Raw genomic sequence first — 17,637 nt, forward strand, 5'->3', positions numbered from 1 at the left:
GGGCGGGGCGCATGGTCGTTCAGGTTGGAAGGGGTGGCGCGAATCAGCCCTCGACGAGCCGCAACACGCCGTAGTCGTATCCGCGACGCCGATATACGACGCTCGGGTGGCCGCATTCTTTGTCACGGAAGAGGAAGAAATCGTGGCCGACCAGTTCCATCTCCAGCAGGGCCTGGTCGATGGTGATGGCGTCGGACTGGTGGAACTTCTCGCGGACGACGAGGGGGCCGTCGCCGTCCTGCTCTATCGGGATGATGGGTTCGGTGTAGCCCTTGTCTGGCTTCTGCGGCGGGATGTAGTCGTCGTGGAGCAGTTCCGGCTCGGGCAGCTTCGCCACCGGTTCGCCCAGGCCGCCGTTGTCGGCCAGGGTCGCGGTGAACTCGGCCACCGACGGAGGGCAGTTCTTCCCGTGATGGATCTTGCGGCGGTCGCTCAGCCGCCGCAGGCGCGATTCCAGCTTGCCCAGAGCGATCTCGAGCGCGGCGAACCGGTCGTCTGCCGCCGCCTCGGCCCGGACCGCCGGGCCCTTGGAGTGGATGGTGAGTTCCACCCTCTCCCTCTGGTCGCTCATCCTGGGGTTCTTCTCTCGCGAGACCTCTACGTCAACCCGGATGAGTCGGTTGTCCAGTCGCTCGATCTTGGCCAGCTTGGAAGTCACGTGATCGCGGAAACGGTCGCTCACTCCGGTGTGCCGTCCCTTGACGATGATGTCCACGCAAAAGCCCCCTTCGCCTATCGACTGACATGAAGGAGCACCCGTTCGGCCGACCTGGTCTTCGTCCCCACATCCGCCTGCTGAGGGGTTCGCAGCTCCACGCCACTACTGCCCTTCTCTTCTGGCAAGAATCATCTGGATTCTTGGGAAGGCAGGTCTTACCTCTAAGCCGCACCGTGATCGGTCGACCAAGAGTCGCCTTACGTGGACCGTTTCGCCTGCGGCTGGCATCGGCTAGCCAGGCCGAACCCCGGTGGGGACTCGGTCCGGCGCAACCACGGACCCGAACGGGTGCCATGTCCTGAACGCTAGTCGCTGACCGGCCGTATGTCAGCCGCGAGCCACGCCAAAGGATCACTTTCGGTGATTTTTCCTGGGGATGCGGAGGCCTTCGGGGGCATAGAGGCAGGCGGGGCGGGGTGCCGGACCGCCTGGTCAAGGCGCTCCCGAACTGGGAGTTCGCAAGTTTGCCGACACCCGGTTGTCACTCCGAGGCCAGGTCGTTATTTGACTGTTTCTTTACCCAGAGTGATGTCGGCGAATTTGTGACCGCCGGGCGTGTCGCATGACCGGCACCCGTTTTCGGGTCGCCGCAACGGTGACCGCGAAGGCGGTCTGGGCACCGGCCGCGCGCAGCGCACGGGCCGCCTCGGCGAGCGTCGCACCGGTGGTGACCACGTCGTCGACCAGCACGACCCGGCCCTTCGGCACGGCTCCGGAGGTGAACGCCCCGGCCAGGTTGGCGGCCCGCTGGGCGGAGGTCAGGCCCGACTGGTCGGCGACCTTCCGGGCGGGCCGCAACACCGGCGCCACCGTCACGTGGGCGCCTCCGGCGCGCAACCGCCTGGCCGCGACCTCGGCGATCCGGCGTACCGGATCATGGCCTTTGGCTCTTCTCGACCGGCGGGTGCTGGGCACCGGGACCAGCACCAGCGGGCCCGCCTCCAGCGGCAGGCGGGCGAGGGCGCCGGCCAGGCAGGCGCCCAGCGCGGCGCCGAGGGCGGTGCGGCCCCGTTCCTTGTACGCGATCAGCACCCGCCGGGCCACCCCGTCGTAACCGGCGGCGGCCCAGCACTCGGGCAGGCCGTCGGGGGGCGCCTCAGGCAGGTGGAGGTGGGGCGCGGCGGTCAGTTCGGCGGCGCATTTCGCGCAGACCAGGGCCCCCCGGCCGCCGCAACCGGCGCACCGAGGGGGGACGAGCAGATCGAGCACCGCGTCGAGCACGCGGACCACCATGACACTCCCTGCCGACACTGACGAAAGTTCACCCCAGAGGGTAGGCGGGGAAGCTGGAGCCGTCGTCGACGAGGGTGGTCCACTTCTTGCCGTCCCACACCGTGATGGCGCCGTTCTCGTCTCTGGCCAGGATGCGCGAATCGGTGCTCGTGATGGACGTGAGGCGCTTGGACAGCTCGATCGGGGTCTTCTCGTCGCCGTCCATGATCGGGTAGGCTGCCAGAGCCTGCTGGGGGCCGTTCGGGGAGTCCTTCTCGGTCAGCACCAGCAGGGTGGTGGCGTCTCGCCAGGCCACGTCGATGATCTCCTGGCCCTCCTCCGCGGGCACCAGGGTCTCCAGCGCCCCGACCCGGTAGGTCGGGCTGCGCACGATCGAGCCTATCTGAACGGTCGGCCCCGCCCCGTTGTCGGCGACGACCGCGACCCTGACCCCGTCACGGGCCACCCTGAACGCGGTCACGCCGGCGTTCTCCAGCTCGGGGGCCAGCACGGGCGACTGGTGGCCGGCCGTGGTGGCGTGCCAGACCTGCGACTTGCCGCCGGCCGTCTCGACCGCCCAGACCTGGCCCTCGCGGTCCCACGACGGCGGGGTGAGGCGGCCCTGGGCGTTGATCCAGCGCTGCCACGGGCTGCCGGCCACCAGCTGGGTGACCCAGATCCCCGTCTCGTCGCCCATCAGGGCGGCCACCTGGTCGCGGCCCTCGGCGGAGACCGCGGTGTGGTTGAACGGCCGGGTCGGCTGCCCGGCCGCGCCGAGCACGGCCGTCGGCTGCTCCTCGTCCTTGCCCGCGACCCGGAACATCCGGCCGTCGCGGACGAAGTATCCGGCGGCGTCGCCGGTGATCACCGACGGGTTGTAGGTCGGGTATTCGGTCGGCTTGAACCGCATGCCGCCGCCCGGGAACGCCTCGCCGTTGACGAGGATCTCGATGTAGCGCCCGCCGACCCGGTCGGCGCCCAGCGACCAGGCGAGCTGCGCCTTCATCGCCTTGATGCGGTCGGGGCTGTTGCGCAGGCCCGCGATCGCCGACGAGAAGTCGACGTAGAGCGTGTCGCCCTCGATCTCGATGCCGTTGAGCTCGGTGCCCTTGGGGAAGACGTTCTCGACCGCGCCGGCCAGCGGGCCCGTCGGGCCGTTCAGCAGGGTCCGGATGAGCGACTCGGGCAGGCCACGGCTGGGGTCGATCGGCACCCGCACCCGGTCGGCCACCAGGCCGTTGAACGACGGGTTGGGGAAGTAGACCTCCACGGGGGCGTACGCCCTCGTGAGGTCGGCGCGGAGCAGGATCAGGCCCTGGGGGGCCTCGGCGATGCGCCACTCGCCGTTGACCCGGACCAGCGTGAACGCCTCGTCGAGCGTGCCCTCGGAGGCCGCGCGGTAGCGGCCGCCCGCCTCCAGGGTGCCGACCTGGCGGCCCTTGAACGACACGACGAACTTCTCGGCGTCCTCTTCGGGCAGGTCGTCGGCGAAGCGGCAGTCGCAGACCCGCGTCGCGGCGGCCCAGGGTTGCCAGGTGGCCGCCGCCGCGCCGGTCAGGTACTGCCGGGCGATCTTGCGCTCGGGGTCATCGAAGCTGGCCATCGCGGCCTGGAAGCCGCGCACGATCTCCACGGCAGTCGCGTCGGGCCGGGGCGGGGAGGCCAAGATCCGGACGTAGGTCTGGCTGAGGATGTCGCCCCCGCGCTCGTCCTCGCTGGCCGTGGGCGGGTTGCCGCTGGCCGGCACGATCGTGCAGCCCGTGAGGGTGGCGAGCGTCGCCACCAGCGCCAGAACCCGTCTCCTAGTCGACATCGAACACCCCCGACTCCCCCGCGGCGGCCGACAACACGGGCGTGGCGTGCCCGCGCCAGGTCCGGCGCATCTCGACCTCCGGCGGCACCAGCGGCAGCGGGGAGCCCTTCAGCACGCTCCCGGCCGTACGCGGCAGCGAGAGCCGGAACTGGGTGCCCTCGCCCGGCGAGCCCCAGGCCTGGAGCCAGCCGCCGTGCAGGATCGCGTCCTCGCGGGAGATGGCCAGGCCGAGGCCGGTGCCGCCGATGGTGCGGGCGCGGGACGGGTCGGCCCGCCAGAAGCGGTCGAAGACCATGTTCTCCTCGCCCGGCCGCAGGCCGACGCCGTGGTCGCGCACGGCCACGGCCACCGCGTCGCGGTCGGCGCCGAGGGTGACCACGATGTCCTTGCCCTCGCCGTGCTCGATCGCGTTGAACAGCAGGTTGCGCAGGATGCGCTCGATCCGCCGGGTGTCGCACTCGGCCATGCACGGTTCGGTGGGCAGCCGCAGCTCGAAGCGGGTGGCGTGGCGTTCGGCCAGGGCCTCGGAGTCGCCGACCGCGCGCAGCACGACGTCGCGCATGTCGACCGACTCGAGGTCGAGGGTGGCCGCGCCGGCGTCGTAGCGGCTGATCTCCAGCAGGTCGGCCAGCATCGACTCGAACCGTTCGAGCTGGGCCTGCATGAGCTCGGCCGAGCGGGCGGCCATCGGGTCGAAGTCCTCGCGGGCGTCGTAGAGGAGGTCGGCGGCCATGCGGACGGTGGTCAGCGGGGTGCGCAGCTCGTGGGAGACGTCGGAGACGAACTGGCGCTGCACCTGGGAGAGCTCCTCGAGCTGGTGGATCTTGAGCGCGAGGTTGGAGGCCATCTCGTTGAACGAGGTGGCGAGGCGGGCCAGGTCGTCTTCGCCCCGGACCTTCAGGCGCTCTTCGAGGCGGCCGGACGCCAGCCGCTCGGCGGCCTGGCGGGCCAGCCGCACGGGGGTGACGACCTGGCGGGTGACCAGCGAGGCGATGGCGGCCAGCAGCAGCACCAGGCCGGCGCCGACCAGCACGAGCAGCTGGAGGACCGAGCTGAGGGTCTCCTCCTCCTCGTTGAGCGGGAACAGGTGGTAGACCTCGTAGGTGCCGTTGACACCGCTGAAGACCCGCGAGCCGATGACCAGCCCCGACACGGTCTCACCGGTCAGGTAGCGCAGCGGGCTGTAGCGCGACTCCGTCTGGTCGGTGGTGTCGGTGCGCACCTGCTGCCGGAACCCCCGCGGCACGCTCTTGTTGGCGTCGATGTTGAGGGTGGCCCGGTCCTGGCCGACGATGCTGTCGTTGAAGATGACCACCGCGTAGCGTGCCCCGGCCCGCTGCGCCAGCACGTTGATGGCCTGGTCGGCGGGGTCGAGCGGGACCTGCGTGTCGGGGTCGGACTGCTCGCCCGCGTCGGGCTCGCCGTTGCCCGCCAGGTAGTCGGAGACCGTCAGCACGTTGGCGCGGGCCTCGGCGGTGGCGGCGTCGGTCCGGCCGGCCAGCATCGTCTTGTTGATCGACTGGAACAGGAAGACGCCCAGCACGGCCACGACGACCATCGAGATCAGCATGGTGGAGGTGACCACCCGCATCTGGAGGGAGCGCCGCCAGGCCGAGCGCGCCCTGCCCGCGATGCGCCGAGCACGGCGACGGACCCCCCGGGCGATCTGCCGGGGGGTCCGTCGGGGCCGTGGCTTGGGCATTCAGATCACAGGGGCGGGATCAGGCTGGACCGGCTTTGTAGCCGACGCCGCGCACCGTCACGACGATCTCGGGGTGCTCGGGGTCCTTCTCGATCTTCGCGCGGAGCCGCTGCACGTGGACGTTGACCAGTCGCGTGTCGGCGGCGTGGCGGTAGCCCCAGACCTGCTCCAGCAGCACCTCACGGGTGAACACCTGGCGCGGCTTGCGGGCCAGCGCGACGAGCAGGTCGAACTCCAGCGGCGTGAGGTTGATCGTCTCGTCGAACCGCTTGACCGAGTGCCCGGCGACATCGATCGTGATGTCTCCTATCTGCAGGATCTCGGGGGTCGGCTCGTCGGTGCGGCGCAACCGGGCGCGGACCCGGGCCACGAGCTCCTTGGGCTTGAAGGGCTTGACGATGTAGTCGTCGGCGCCCGACTCGAGGCCCAGCACGACGTCGATGGTGTCGCTCTTGGCGGTGAGCATCACGATCGGGACGCCCGACTCGGCGCGGATGCGCCGGCAGACGTCGATGCCGTCGGCGCCGGGCAGCATCAGGTCGAGCAGGACGAGATCAGGGCGGGTGTCGCGGAACGCGTCGAGCGCCTTGTCGCCGTCTGACACGAAGGACGGTTCGAAACCCTCCCCGCGCAAGACGATGCCGAGCATCTCGGCGAGAGCGGCGTCGTCGTCGACGACCAGCACGCGTCCTTTCATGGCCCCTCATTCGTTACTTCGGCGCAGCTAAGGAGGTATTTGGGCGATTTATCGGAAGGTTACCCGTGACCCTGCGGTGGATGAAACACGACCGTGACAAAGGACGAAGTTTAGGCCCAAATAGCTGGCCGTGCCGCTACCGTAACGAGAATCCCAAGAACAGGTCACGTTCCAAGTGTGCTCCACGCGGACCCGCGGCGGGCGTTCGTCACGCCGAGACGAGCCAGGACAGGCGCGGGCGGGCAACGCGGAAGGAGTCACCCATGACCGCCAGGGCACTCATCATGCCAGGATTGGGACATGACAGACGGCCCCGGCGATCGTGAGCAGCCACCTCCCGGCTGGTCGCCCCAGCAACCGCCCGCCTACGGTGCGCCCGGCCCCTGGGCCGACCCCAACGCCCCCGGCTCCTATCCGCCGCCCGGCGGCTACCCGCCCCCGCCGCCTCCCCCGCCCGGCGGCCACTACGGCGGCGGCCACTACGGCGGCGGTTACTACGGAGCGCCGGTGCTCAAGCCCGGCATCATCCCGCTGCGCCCGCTCCAGATGAGCGACATGTACAACGGCGCGGTCTCGTTCATCCGGGCCAACCCGAAGGCGACGCTGGGGCTGTCGGCGCTGGTGGTGACGGTCGCCGAGATCATCACGCTGGCGATCCAGCTTCCGATGTTCGGCGCCGTCGCCGACATCGCGCTGATCACCCCCGAGGCGGCCGAGGCCGACCCCGAGGCCGTTCTCGGCCCGGTGTTCGCGTTCCTGGGCAGCGCGCTGCTGGGCGGCGTCGTGACCGCGGTGGCCATGGTGGTGCTGACCGGCATGCTCACCGGGATCATCGGCCGGTCGGTCTTCGGCGAGCAGATCTCCATCGGCCAGGCCTGGGACATCGTCAAAGGCCGGATCCTGCCGCTGGTCGCGCTGGCACTGCTGCAGGCGCTGATCGTGTTCGGCGTCTTCCTGGTGCCGGTCTTCCTGGTCGCCCTGCTGGGCGCGGCCGGGTTGCCGACCGGGGCGGTGGTGCTGCTCGCGCTGGTCCTGTTCACCGGCGGCGTCTGCCTCGCGGTGTTCCTCTACACCAAGCTCAGCCTGGCCGGTCCGGCGATCGTGCTGGAGGGCATCGGCGTCGGCACCGCGATGAGCCGGTCGTTCCGGCTGGTCAAGGGCGACTTCTGGCGGGTGTTCGGCATCCTGCTGCTGACCGCGGTCGTGGTCGGCCTGGTCGCCGCGGCGGTGTCGGCGCCGTTCTCGCTCCTCACCTCGTTCGGCGACCCCGCCGCGTCGGTCAGCACGGCGGAGTTCTACGTCGGCGCCGTCCTCGCCGGCGTCGGCGCGATCATCGCCGGCACCATCACCAACCCGTTCTCCGCCGGGGTCACCACTCTCCTGTACGCCGACCGCCGCATGCGCGCCGAGGCGTTCGACCTGGTTCTCCAGACCGAGGCCGTGGAGCGTCAGCAGGGCGCGCCGGGCACCGCCCCCGAGAACCTGTGGCGCCCGCGCAACCCCTGGTCATGAGTCGATGGTCATAGACGTCCCCGTCGAGATCGGCCGGGAGGCCGCCAGAGAGGCCGCCCTCCGGGAGCTCGCCGACCCGGCCTACCCGAAGCCGTCGTGGCTCGACCGGGTGCTCGACCGGGTCTGGCAGTTCATCGCCGAGCTGATCGCGCGGGCCGAGGGTGTTCCCGGCGGGTGGTTGTCCCTGACGGTGCTCGTGCTGATCCTCGCGGTCATCGTGGTCGTGCTGGTGCGGGCGGCCCGGAAGGCGCCCCGCACCCGGCGGCCGGGCGTCGACGGCCTGTTCGGGCAGACCCGGTTGTCGGCCGCCGAACACCGGGCCCTGGCCGAGCGGCACGCCGCGGCCGGAGAGTGGGCCCGGGCGATCCGGGAACGTCTCCGCGCCGTCGCCCGTGAGCTGGAGGAGCGCACGATCGTGGAACCCATGCCGGGGCGTACGGCCGGTGAGCTGGCCGCCGAGGCGGGCGGGGCGCTGCCCGCGCTGGCCGCCGACCTCGACCGGGGCGCCCGGACGTTCGCCGACGTCACCTACGGCGGGCGTCCGGGCACCCCCGAGGGGTACGCCCTGCTCACCGAGCTCGACACGGCGGTCCGCGGCGCGAAGGCGACCCTGCGATGACGTCCATAACTCCCACGATCACCGACCGGTGGCGCTCGTGGCGCGGCGTGCTGGGGGCGCTGGGCCTGATCGTGCTCGCGGCCACGCTGATCGTGCTGCTGGGCGGCTCCCGCAACGGCGGGCGGCTCGACATCGAGGCGACCACGCCCTGGGGCGCCCGCGCGCTGGCCGAGCTGCTGCGCGCGCAGGGCGTCGAGGTGAACCAGGTGACGACGTTCGACGACGCCGTCGAGCAGGCCGAGGGCTCGCTGCTGGTGGTGGCCCGGCCCGAGTTCCTGGCCGACCCCGCCAGGCTGGCCGAGCTGGTCGGCCGGCCGGGGGCCCGGCTGCTGATCGCGCCCACCGAGCCGGTGCTGCGGGCGCTGGCGCCCGGAGTGACCGCCTTCCCCGGCTCCCCCGAGACGGTCCGGAAGCCCGGCTGCGGCCTGAGGGCGGCCGTGCTGGCCGGGGACGCCCTCGTCGGCGGCTCGACCTTCACCGACGCCACCTGCTACGGCGGCACGGTCGCCGTCGTCGGCGACACCACCCTGGTCGCGTCGGGCTCGTTCCTGACGAACGGGAGACTGGCGGAGAACGGCAACGCCGCGCTCGCGATGAACCTGGCCGGCACCCACCAGAGGGTCACCTGGTTCGCGCCCCGCGCCCCGCTCGGGGCGCCCGAGGGCGGCGAGAAGTCCATCGAGCAGCTGATCCCCGCGAACGTGGGCTGGTTCACCTGGGCGCTGGTCCTGGCGGTGCTGCTCACCGCCCTGTGGCGGGGCCGCCGCCTCGGGCCGGTGGTCGAGGAGCGGCTGCCGGTGGTCGTCCGGGCCGCCGAGACCGTCGAGGGACGGGGCCGTCTCTACCGCGCCCGCGCGGCCCGCGACCGGGCGGCGCTGGCGCTGCGCGAGGCCGCCCTGGCGCGGATGACCCCCCGGCTGGGGCTCACCGCGACGGCCGGCGAGAACGAGATCGTCACGGCGGTGGCCGCCCGGACCGGGCAGGATGACGGACAGGTTCGCCGGACCCTCTACGGCGACGCCCCCGGCGGAGACGCCGCCCTGGTCGCCCTCGCACGCGACCTCGACACCATCGAAAGGCAGGTACTGGACTCGTGACGACACCTGACGCCTCCAGGGAGGCGCTGGCGGCGCTGCGCGCGGAGGTCGCCAAGGCCGTGGTCGGGCAGGACGCGGTGGTCTCCGGTCTGGTGATCGCGCTGCTCTGCCGGGGCCACGTGCTGCTCGAAGGCGTGCCGGGTGTGGCCAAGACGCTGCTGGTGCGGACGCTGGCCACGGCGCTGTCGGTCGACTTCAAGCGGGTGCAGTTCACCCCCGACCTGATGCCGGGCGACGTGACCGGGTCGCTGGTCTACGACGCGCGCACCGCCGAGTTCGAGTTCCGGTCGGGGCCGGTGTTCACCAATCTGCTGCTGGCCGACGAGATCAACCGCACCCCGCCGAAGACCCAGGCCGCCCTGCTGGAGGCCATGGAGGAGCGCCAGGTCAGCGTCGACGGCCTGCCCCGGCCGCTGCCCGACCCGTTCATCGTGGCGGCGACCCAGAACCCGGTGGAGTACGAGGGCACCTACCAGCTTCCCGAGGCGCAGCTCGACCGTTTCCTGCTGAAGCTGACCGTCCCGCTGCCCGGCCGCGACGACGAGATCGCGGTGCTGCGGCGGCACGCCGAGGGATTCGACCCCCGCGACCTGTCCCACGTGAAGCCGGTGGCGAGCGCGCAGGACCTCGCGGCCGGGCGGGCGGCGGTCGCCGAGACCCACGTGTCGCCCGAGGTGCTCGCCTACGTCGTCGACCTGGCCAGGGCGACCCGGCAGTCGCCGTCGCTGGGCCTTGGGGTCTCGCCGCGCGGCGCGACCGCGCTGCTGGCGGCGGCCCGCGCCTGGGGCTGGTTGTCGGGGCGCGACTACGTGACGCCCGACGACGTGAAGGCGCTGGCCCGGCCCGCGTTGCGGCACCGGGTGCAGCTCCGTCCGGAGGCCGAGCTGGAGGGCGCGACCGCCGACGGGGTGCTCGACGGCATCCTGGCGTCCGTCCCCGTGCCGCGCTGATGGCGCTGACCGGGCGGGCCGCGCTGCTGGCGGTCGCGGGGGCGCTGGTCGTGCTCGCCGCGCCCGCGCCCGCTCTCGCGTTCTGGCTGGTCGTCGCGGTGATCGTGCTGGCCGTCGGGGTCGACCTGGCGCTGGCGGGCAGTGTGCGGGCGTTGCGGTTCGAGCGCTCCGACGATCAGCGGGTACGTCTCGGCGAGAGCGCCGAGGTCACCCTGCTGGTGGCCAATCCGGGCCGCCGCCGGGTGCGCGGCGTGCTGCGCGACGCCTGGCCCCCGAGCACCCGTCCGGCCCCCAGGGAGCACGAGGTCGACGTCCCGGCCGGGGAGCGCCGCCGGGTGACCACCACCCTGCGTCCGCTCCGCAGGGGCGATTTCACGGCCGCCGCGGTGACGGTGCGGGCGCTGGGCCCGCTCGGCGTGGCGGCCCGGCAGGGCTCCCACCGGGTCGACGGGCGGATCAGGGTGCTGCCGCCGTTCCTGTCCCGTCGTCACCTGCCGGCCAAGCTGGCCCGGCTGCGGGCGATCGAGGGGCTGAACCCGGTCCAGATCCGCGGCCAGGGCACCGAGTTCGACTCGCTGCGCGAGTACGTCGTCGGCGACGACGTCCGCTCGATCGACTGGCGGGCCACCGCGCGCCGGGCCGACGTCGTGGTGCGCACCTGGCGGCCCGAACGCGACCGGCGGGTGCTGATCGTCCTGGACACCGGCCGCACCTCGGCCGGGCGGGTGGGCGTCGACCCGGCGTCGGGCGACCCGAGCGGCTGGCCCCGGCTCGACTGGGGCATGGACGCCGCCCTGCTGCTGGCCGCCCTCTGCGCGCGGGCGGGCGACCGGGTCGACTTCCTCGCCTACGACCGGGCGGTCCGGGCCCAGGTGAGCGGCGGCGGCCGGGGCGACCTGCTGCCCGGCCTGGTGACCGCGATGGCGCCGCTGGAGCCGGCGCTCGTGGAGGCCGACGCCCACGGGATGGTGGCCGCCGTGCTGGCCCGCGCGCGGCGGCGCTGCCTGGTGGTCGTGCTGACCGACCTCAACGCGACCGCGCTCGACGAGGGCCTGCTGCCGGTCCTCCCCCAGCTCTCCTCCCGTCACCTCGTGCTGCTGGCCGCCGTGGCCGACCCCCGGGTGGCGGCGCTGGCGGCCGGACGCGACGGCGCGGCCGAGGTGTTCGAGGCGGCGGCGGCCGAACGCCAGCGGGTGGAGCGCCGCCAGGTGACCGCGCGGCTGCGCCGTCACGGGGTCGAGGTCGTCGACGCCCTGCCGGGCGACCTGGCCCCGGCGCTGGCCGACGCCTACCTGAACCTGAAGGCCGCGGGCCGCCTCTAGGCCGTCGGCACGTGGTCGGGGGCGTCGGCGATGTCGCCCGTCTCGCCGGCTCGCGCGGCGCGGCGGCCGTAGCGGACGACGTACAGCAGGAAGAGGATCTCCGCGGCGGCGCCGATCGAGATGCGGGCCCAGGTCGGCAGCGGCGAGGGGGTGACGAGGGCCTCGATGAGGCCCGAGACCAGCAGCACCACCGCGAGCCCGAGCACCACCGCGACCACCGCGCGGCCCTGTTCGGCGAGCACCTGCGCGCGGGGGCGCGGGCCCGGCGCGATCAGCGACCAGCCGACCCGCATGCCCGCCCCGGCGGCCAAGAACACCGCCGTGAGCTCCAGCAGCCCGTGGGGCGTGATCAGCCCGAAGAACACGTCGCCGCGCCCCGAGTCGATCATGATGCCGCCGACCAGCCCGACGTTGGCGGCGTTCTGGAAGAGGATGTACGGGATCAGCACGCCCCCGATCACCGACGAGGCGACGCACTGGGCGGCCACCCACGCGTTGTTCACCCAGACGTGGGTGGCGAACGACCCGGCCGGATTGGCGCTGTAGTAGTCGGCGAAGTCGTGCTCGACCAGCTGCCTGATCTCTTCGGGGGTGCCCATCGCGGCCCGCACGTCGGGGTTGGCCGCCACCCACACCCCCACCGCCACCGCGACGACCGACGACGCCACGGCCGCGCCGAGCCACCACCGCCACGACCGGTAGCAGACCACCGGGAAGGAGACCGTCCAGAACCGGAGGAACTCCCGCCAGGCGGGCGCGTGGGCGCCGGTGACGGCCGACCGCGACCGGGCCACCAGGGCGGAGAGGCGGCCGGTCAGCACGCCGTCGCGGGACACCGAACGGGCGATCGACAGATGGGTGGACACCCGCTGGTAGAGCTCGACCAGCTCGTCGACCTCGGGGCCGGTCAGCTTCCGCCGCCTCTTCACCAGGTCGTCGAGCCGGTCCCAGGTCGGCTGGTGGGCGGCTCGGAAGGCGTCGATGTCCACGATCGCGAGCCTAGTAGGGTCAGGACATGTCCGATGTGCCGCGCCCTGACGTCGTGACCGGCGACGCCGTGGCGCTCGACGTGCCGCTGGCGCAGTTGCCGATCCGGGTGGTCGCCTTCCTGCTCGACCTGGTCGTGCAGATCGTGCTGCTGGTCGGGGCGCTGCTGCTGATCGCGTTCGCCGCGGGCGACATCGACGAGTCGCTGGCCACCGCCCTGATCATCGTCTCGATCGTGGCGGTCGTGGTCGGCTACCCGGTGACCTTCGAGACCCTGTCGCGGGGCCGCAGCCTCGGCAAGATGGCCCTCGGCCTGCGGGTGGTCGCCGACGACGGCGGGCCCGAACGGTTCCGGCAGGCGTTCTTCCGCGGCCTGACGGCCGTCGTCGAGATCTACATGCTGACCGGCGCCCCGGCGGTGATCTGCGCGCTGGCCAACCAGAAGGGCAAGCGGCTGGGCGACCTGTTCGGCGGCACGCTCGTGATCTCGGAACGGGCGCCGAAGGAGACCGGGTCCCCGCCCGAGATGCCGCCGCAACTCGCCGCCTGGGCGGCCACGCTGGAGCTGACCGGCCTCACCGACGACCTGGCGACCGTGTCACGGCAGTACCTGACCCGGCTGCCGGAGCTCTCGCCGATCGCCGCCCACGAAATGGGTTTGCGGATCGCCTCACAGGTCTCCGCGCGCGTGCAACCCCCGCCCCCACCTGGGGTTCCGCCCTATGCCTACCTGGCCGCCGTGCTCGCCGAACGCCGCCGCCGCGACATCGCGAGGTTTAGCCAAAAACGGCAGGGGCAGTTGTGACGAACGCAGGCATGGGGCACGCCTGCAGTGGGGTTGGGCGGGTACGTCCGGAGCGCAGAGGGAGAGGCGAACCGGTCGTACCCGCCCGTCATCTCGGCTCAGGTGACTGGCCTTGAGCGAACCGAGTGATATGACCGTAGTACGGCAGATTGCCGGTATCCATGGGGTAACACAACTGTTTCTACGAACCTGAACGCCAGCTGTGCAGGTAGGCCTCTTGATCGGCGGTCAGCCCGTCGATCGTGATGCCCGCCGCCGCCAGTTTCAGCCCCGCCACCCGCGCGTCGATCCCGTCGGGCACGTCGTAGACCCCTGGCTTGAGCGAGGCGTGCTCGGCCGCCAGCCAGGCCACCGTGAGCGCCTGGGCGGAGAACGACATGTCCATCACCGCCGCCGGATGTCCCTCGGCCGCCGCCAGGTTGACCAGCCGGCCCTCGGCCAGCAGCAGCAACCGCCGGCCGTTCACGACGAACTCGTCGGTGTTGGGCCGCACCTGGTAGTGGACCTCCTCGGCCATGGACTCCAGGGCGCGCACGTCGATCTCGACGTCGAAGTGGCCCGCGTTGGCCAGGATCGCGCCGTCCTTCATGAGGGCCAGGTGTTCGGCCCTGATGACGTCGCGGTTGCCGGTGACCGTCACGAACACGTCGCCGATCGCGGCCGCCTCGGCCATCGTGGCCACGCCGTAGCCCTGGAGCGAGGCGTCGAGCGCCTTCACCGGGTCGATCTCGGTCACCACCACCCGCGCGCCCAGGCCCTTGGCCCGCTCGGCCACGCCCCGGCCGCAGTAGCCGAAGCCGGCCACCACGACCGTCCGGCCCGCCAGCAGGGTGTTGGTGGCCCGCATGATGCCGTCGAGCGTCGACTGGCCGGTGCCGTAGCGGTTGTCGAACATCCGCTTGGTGCGGGTGTCGTTCACCGCCACCATCGGGAACCTCAGCGCCCCCTCGGCGGCCATCTGGCGCAACCGGATGATCCCGGTCGTGGTCTCCTCGCAACCGCCCTTGACCACCAGGTCGGAGCGTTCGGTGTGCAGGATGTTGACCAGGTCGCAGCCGTCGTCGAGGACGATGTCGGGCCCGATGTCGAGGGCCCGGTGGATGTGCCGGTAGTAGGTGTCGCGGTCGACCCCCGCCCTGGCGTGCACGGCGATGCCGTAGCCGGCCAGGGCGGCGGCGACGTCGTCCTGGGTCGAGAGCGGGTTGGAGGCGGCCAGCGCGATGTCCGCGCCGCCCGCCTTCAGCGCGCCCATGAGCACCGCCGTCTCGGCCGTGACGTGGAGGCAGGCGGCGACCTTCAGCCCGTCGAGCGGGCGGTCGCCGCCGAACCCCGCGCCGATCGCGGTGAGCACCGGCATGGCGCGCGACGCCCACCCGATCCGGCGCTCACCGGCCTCGGCCAGCACGGCATCCATGATCAGTAGCGGTAGTGGTCGGGCTTGTAGGGGCCCTCGACGTCGACGCCGATGTACTCCGCCTGCTTCTTGGTCAGCGTGGTCAGCTTCACGCCGAGCGCGTCGAGGTGGAGCCGGGCGACCTTCTCGTCGAGGTGCTTGGGCAGCACGTACACGCCGATCGGGTAGGCGTCGGTCTTGGTGAACAGCTCGATCTGCGCGATCACCTGGTTGGTGAAGGAGTTCGACATGACGAACGAGGGGTGGCCGGTGGCGCAGCCCAGGTTCATCAGGCGGCCCTCGGCCAGCACGATGATCTGCTTGCCGTCGGGCCAGCTCCAGGTGTGGACCTGGGGCTTGACCTCCTCCTTCACGATGCCCGGGATGCGGGCGAGGCCGGCCATGTCGATCTCGTTGTCGAAGTGGCCGATGTTGGACACGATCGCGTTGTGCTTCATCTGCGCCATGTGCTCGGCGGTGATGATGCCGAAGTTGCCGGTCGTGGTGACGAAGATGTCGGCGATGCCGACGACGTCCTCCAGGGTGGTGACCTGGAAGCCGTCCATCGCGGCCTGGAGGGCGCAGATGGGGTCGATCTCGGTCACGATGACGCGGGCGCCCTGGCCGCGCAGCGCGTCGGCGCACCCCTTGCCGACGTCGCCGTAGCCGGCGACCACGGCCACCTTGCCGCCGATCAGCACGTCGGTGGCGCGGTTGAGGCCGTCGATCACCGAGTGGCGGCAGCCGTACTTGTTGTCGAACTTCGACTTGGTGACCGAGTCGTTCACGTTGATGGCCGGGAAGAGCAGCTGGCCGTTGTTGAACATCTCGTAGAGGCGGTGGACACCGGTGGTGGTCTCCTCGGTGACGCCCTTGATCGCCTCGGCGGTCTTGGTCCAGCGCTGGTCGTCGTTGACCGTGCGGCGGAGCAGGTCGAGGATGATGCCCCACTCCTCGGGGTCGTCTTCGGAGGCGGTCGGCACGACGCCGCCGGCCTTCTCGAACTCCGCGCCCTTGTGGACGAGCAGGGTGGCGTCGCCACCGTCGTCGAGGATCATGTTGGGGCCGGTGCCGTCAGGCCACTGCAGGGCCTGGTCGGTGCACCACCAGTACTCCTCCAGCGTCTCGCCCTTCCAGGCGAAGACCGGCACGCCCTTGGGCTCCTCGACGGTCCCCTCGGGGCCGACGACGACCGCGGCGGCGGCGTGGTCCTGCGTGGAGAAGATGTTGCACGAGACCCAGCGCACGTCGGCGCCGAGGGCGACCAGCGTCTCGATCAGGACGGCGGTCTGGATGGTCATGTGCAGCGAGCCCATGATCTTCGCGCCCCGGAGCGGCTGGGAGGCGGCGAACTCCTTGCGCGTCGCCATCAGGCCCGGCATCTCGTGCTCGGCGAGGCGGATCTCCTTGCGGCCGAAGTCCGCGAGCGACAGGTCGGCGACCTTGAAGTCCATCTTGGGGTGTCCCCTCTCGTAGCGTCCTCTGCCACTGTAGGGCCGAACACCACCTGCGAGCGCCGAACCTGACACAAGAATGTAAGAATAGGCGTATGCGCATCACGGAGGCCGCCGCCAAATTGGGCATGTCGCCCAGAATGCTGCGATACCGGGAGGCCCTCGGGCTGCTCCCGCCCGTCCGCGATCTCGGTTCCCACCGCCGCTTCGGCGACGAGGAGCTCGCCGCCGTCACCCAGGCGATGGAGCTGGAGAAGCGGTTCGACGTCTCGCCCGGCGAACTCGCCTTCGCGCTGCGGGCGTTGTCGGAGCCGGTCGTCGCCCAGGCCGTGAGAGACCTGGGCGTGCGGATCGGGCGCATCCAGGCGCCCCGCAGGGCGCTGGACTTCGAGAAGGAGAAGGCGCTACGACTGCTGCGCGGTCGTTGACGACGACGCGTCGATGGCCGGTTCGAGGTAGATGATCCGGGCGATCGGCACGGCCGCGCGGACCCGCTGCTCGGCCTCGTCGATGCCCCGGGCGACCTCGGCGGCGGTGTCGTCGTGCTCGACGGCGATCTTGGCGGCGACGAGCAGCTCCTCGGGGCCGACGTGGAGGGTGCGCATGTGGATGACGCGGGTCACCTCGGGCGCGCTCTGCAGGGCCTCGCGGATCTGGGCGTCGATCTCGGGGCCGGCGCTCTCACCGATCAGCAGCGACTTGGTCTCAATGGCCAGCACGATCGCGATCGCGCCGAGCAGCACGCCGATCATGATGGTGCCGATGCCGTCCCACACGGGGTTGCCGGTGACCACGGCCATGGTGACGCCGAAGAGGGCGAAGATCAGACCGAGCAGCGCGCCCAGGTCTTCGAGCACGATGACCGGCAGCTCGGGCGACTTCGACCGGCGGATGAACTGCCACCAGGTCAGGTTGCCCTTGTGCGGCAGCGACTCCTTGATCGCGGTCCGGAACGAGAACGCCTCGGCGATGATCGCGAAGATCAGCACGCCGAACGCCCACTGCGGCGTGCTGAGGTCTTCGGGGGCCTGGATCTTGTGGATGCCCTCGTAGAGGGAGAACAGCGCGCCGATCGTGAACAGCACGACCGCCACCACGAACGAGTAGAAGTAGCGCTCACGGCCGTAGCCGAACGGGTGCTGTTCGGTGCGCTCCCTGGCCGCCCGCTTGCCGCCGAGCAGCAGCAGCGCCTGGTTCCCCGAGTCGGCCACGGAGTGGACCGCCTCGGCGATCATGGACGACGATCCGGTGAACAGGTAGGCGACGAACTTCGCCGCCGCGATCGACAGGTTGGCGACCAACGCCGCGACGATCGCCTTCGTTCCGCCACTGGCGCTCACGATGACACTCCCTCAG

The 17,637-nt window shown here is 71.6% G+C and carries 16 protein-coding genes; 7 read left to right on the forward strand and 9 right to left on the reverse strand.

The features are described 5' to 3' along the window. Positions 1-43 precede the first annotated feature (43 nt). The 5 genes from hpf to mtrA all read right to left on the reverse strand — a co-directional run bounded on the left by hpf (position 44) and on the right by mtrA (position 6,142). Entirely contained in the window at positions 44-715 is a 672-nt protein-coding gene (gene hpf / locus QSK34_RS32010) for a ribosome hibernation-promoting factor, HPF/YfiA family (protein WP_285589624.1), read from the reverse strand. Positions 716-1,234: 519 nt separating this feature from the next. Then, positions 1,235-1,951 (reverse strand): ComF family protein, encoded by a 717-nt coding sequence (locus tag QSK34_RS32015; protein ID WP_285589627.1) that lies wholly within the window; start codon positions 1,949-1,951, stop codon positions 1,235-1,237. 28 nt (positions 1,952-1,979) lie between these two features. Beyond that, positions 1,980-3,743, reverse strand: a complete 1,764-nt coding sequence (locus QSK34_RS32020) for an LpqB family beta-propeller domain-containing protein (RefSeq protein WP_285589629.1) — start codon at positions 3,741-3,743, stop codon at positions 1,980-1,982. After that, a complete protein-coding gene (mtrB, locus tag QSK34_RS32025) occupies positions 3,733-5,445 on the reverse strand; it encodes an MtrAB system histidine kinase MtrB (protein WP_285589631.1) in 1,713 nt (570 codons plus the stop codon). Before mtrB ends, QSK34_RS32020 begins: the two co-directional genes overlap by 11 nt. A 19-nt stretch (positions 5,446-5,464) precedes the next feature. Then, positions 5,465-6,142: an MtrAB system response regulator MtrA gene (gene mtrA / locus QSK34_RS32030; RefSeq protein WP_030451251.1), complete on the reverse strand. Its 678-nt coding sequence runs from the start codon at positions 6,140-6,142 to the stop codon at positions 5,465-5,467. Between the two features lie 300 nt (positions 6,143-6,442). Between mtrA and QSK34_RS32035 the strand changes: the two genes are divergently transcribed. From QSK34_RS32035 to QSK34_RS32055, 5 genes are read left to right on the forward strand one after another with little or no spacing between them, the layout of a single operon-like run. Then, a complete protein-coding gene (locus QSK34_RS32035) occupies positions 6,443-7,654 on the forward strand; it encodes a DUF7847 domain-containing protein (RefSeq protein ID WP_285589635.1) in 1,212 nt (403 codons plus the stop codon). A 4-nt stretch (positions 7,655-7,658) separates the two neighbouring features. Continuing rightward, a complete protein-coding gene (locus QSK34_RS32040; RefSeq protein ID WP_285589637.1) occupies positions 7,659-8,273 on the forward strand; it encodes a DUF4129 domain-containing protein in 615 nt (204 codons plus the stop codon). Then, positions 8,270-9,370, forward strand: a complete 1,101-nt coding sequence (locus QSK34_RS32045) for a DUF4350 domain-containing protein (protein WP_285589638.1) — start codon at positions 8,270-8,272, stop codon at positions 9,368-9,370. Before QSK34_RS32040 ends, QSK34_RS32045 begins: the two co-directional genes overlap by 4 nt. Next, on the forward strand, positions 9,367-10,320 hold the full coding sequence (locus QSK34_RS32050) for an AAA family ATPase (RefSeq protein ID WP_285589639.1): 954 nt from the start codon (positions 9,367-9,369) through the stop codon (positions 10,318-10,320). The genes QSK34_RS32045 and QSK34_RS32050 overlap by 4 nt, the downstream gene beginning before the upstream one ends. Then, positions 10,320-11,642 carry a DUF58 domain-containing protein gene (locus QSK34_RS32055; protein ID WP_285589641.1) on the forward strand — a complete coding sequence of 441 codons (1,323 nt, stop codon included), beginning with the start codon at positions 10,320-10,322 and terminating at the stop codon, positions 11,640-11,642. The genes QSK34_RS32050 and QSK34_RS32055 overlap by 1 nt, the downstream gene beginning before the upstream one ends. Here the strand turns inward: QSK34_RS32055 and QSK34_RS32060 are convergent. Then, positions 11,639-12,631, reverse strand: coding sequence for a stage II sporulation protein M (locus tag QSK34_RS32060; RefSeq protein WP_285589644.1), 993 nt, complete (start codon positions 12,629-12,631; stop codon positions 11,639-11,641). The two genes, QSK34_RS32055 and QSK34_RS32060, sit on opposite strands and share 4 nt — an antisense overlap. A gap of 26 nt (positions 12,632-12,657) precedes the next feature. On the opposite strand from QSK34_RS32060, the gene QSK34_RS32065 reads away from it, so the two are divergent. Continuing rightward, entirely contained in the window at positions 12,658-13,434 is a 777-nt protein-coding gene (locus QSK34_RS32065) for an RDD family protein (RefSeq protein WP_285589646.1), read from the forward strand. Between the two features lie 181 nt (positions 13,435-13,615). On the opposite strand, the gene QSK34_RS32070 is transcribed toward QSK34_RS32065, so the two are convergent. Together QSK34_RS32070 and ahcY are read right to left on the reverse strand one after the other, a co-directional pair. Further along, complete coding sequence (locus QSK34_RS32070; RefSeq protein WP_161481586.1) at positions 13,616-14,848, reverse strand: adenosylhomocysteinase; 1,233 nt, start codon at positions 14,846-14,848, stop codon at positions 13,616-13,618. Positions 14,849-14,850: 2 nt separating this feature from the next. Beyond that, the gene (gene ahcY, locus QSK34_RS32075) at positions 14,851-16,281 is read right to left on the reverse strand and encodes an adenosylhomocysteinase (protein ID WP_161481587.1); all 1,431 of its coding nucleotides are present in this window, start codon (positions 16,279-16,281) and stop codon (positions 14,851-14,853) included. Between the two features lie 95 nt (positions 16,282-16,376). On the opposite strand from ahcY, the gene QSK34_RS32080 reads away from it, so the two are divergent. After that, a complete protein-coding gene (locus QSK34_RS32080; RefSeq protein ID WP_161481588.1) occupies positions 16,377-16,709 on the forward strand; it encodes a MerR family transcriptional regulator in 333 nt (110 codons plus the stop codon). On the opposite strand, the gene QSK34_RS32085 is transcribed toward QSK34_RS32080, so the two are convergent. After that, positions 16,686-17,621, reverse strand: coding sequence for a cation diffusion facilitator family transporter (locus QSK34_RS32085; RefSeq protein ID WP_161481589.1), 936 nt, complete (start codon positions 17,619-17,621; stop codon positions 16,686-16,688). The genes QSK34_RS32080 and QSK34_RS32085 overlap by 24 nt on opposite strands. Positions 17,622-17,637 lie beyond the last annotated feature (16 nt).

Source organism: Herbidospora sp. NBRC 101105 (genome assembly GCF_030269205.1).
In the GTDB taxonomy this organism is placed as follows: Bacteria; Actinomycetota; Actinomycetes; order Streptosporangiales; family Streptosporangiaceae; genus Herbidospora; species Herbidospora solisilvae.

What these genes read in the sequence shown, in the direction of transcription:
- QSK34_RS32020 (WP_285589629.1), bottom strand. Translation starts at nt 3,743, where the DNA reads ATGTCGACTAGGAGACGGGTTCTGGCGCTGGTGGCGACGCTCGCCACC.
- QSK34_RS32080 (WP_161481588.1), top strand. Translation starts at nt 16,377, where the DNA reads ATGCGCATCACGGAGGCCGCCGCCAAATTGGGCATGTCGCCCAGAATG.
- QSK34_RS32065 (WP_285589646.1), top strand. Translation starts at nt 12,658, where the DNA reads ATGTCCGATGTGCCGCGCCCTGACGTCGTGACCGGCGACGCCGTGGCG.
- mtrB (WP_285589631.1), bottom strand. Translation starts at nt 5,445, where the DNA reads ATGCCCAAGCCACGGCCCCGACGGACCCCCCGGCAGATCGCCCGGGGG.
- QSK34_RS32040 (WP_285589637.1), top strand. Translation starts at nt 7,659, where the DNA reads ATGGTCATAGACGTCCCCGTCGAGATCGGCCGGGAGGCCGCCAGAGAG.
- QSK34_RS32055 (WP_285589641.1), top strand. Translation starts at nt 10,320, where the DNA reads ATGGCGCTGACCGGGCGGGCCGCGCTGCTGGCGGTCGCGGGGGCGCTG.
- QSK34_RS32035 (WP_285589635.1), top strand. Translation starts at nt 6,443, where the DNA reads ATGACAGACGGCCCCGGCGATCGTGAGCAGCCACCTCCCGGCTGGTCG.
- QSK34_RS32015 (WP_285589627.1), bottom strand. Translation starts at nt 1,951, where the DNA reads ATGGTGGTCCGCGTGCTCGACGCGGTGCTCGATCTGCTCGTCCCCCCT.
- mtrA (WP_030451251.1), bottom strand. Translation starts at nt 6,142, where the DNA reads ATGAAAGGACGCGTGCTGGTCGTCGACGACGACGCCGCTCTCGCCGAG.
- QSK34_RS32070 (WP_161481586.1), bottom strand. Translation starts at nt 14,848, where the DNA reads ATGGATGCCGTGCTGGCCGAGGCCGGTGAGCGCCGGATCGGGTGGGCG.
- ahcY (WP_161481587.1), bottom strand. Translation starts at nt 16,281, where the DNA reads ATGGACTTCAAGGTCGCCGACCTGTCGCTCGCGGACTTCGGCCGCAAG.
- QSK34_RS32045 (WP_285589638.1), top strand. Translation starts at nt 8,270, where the DNA reads ATGACGTCCATAACTCCCACGATCACCGACCGGTGGCGCTCGTGGCGC.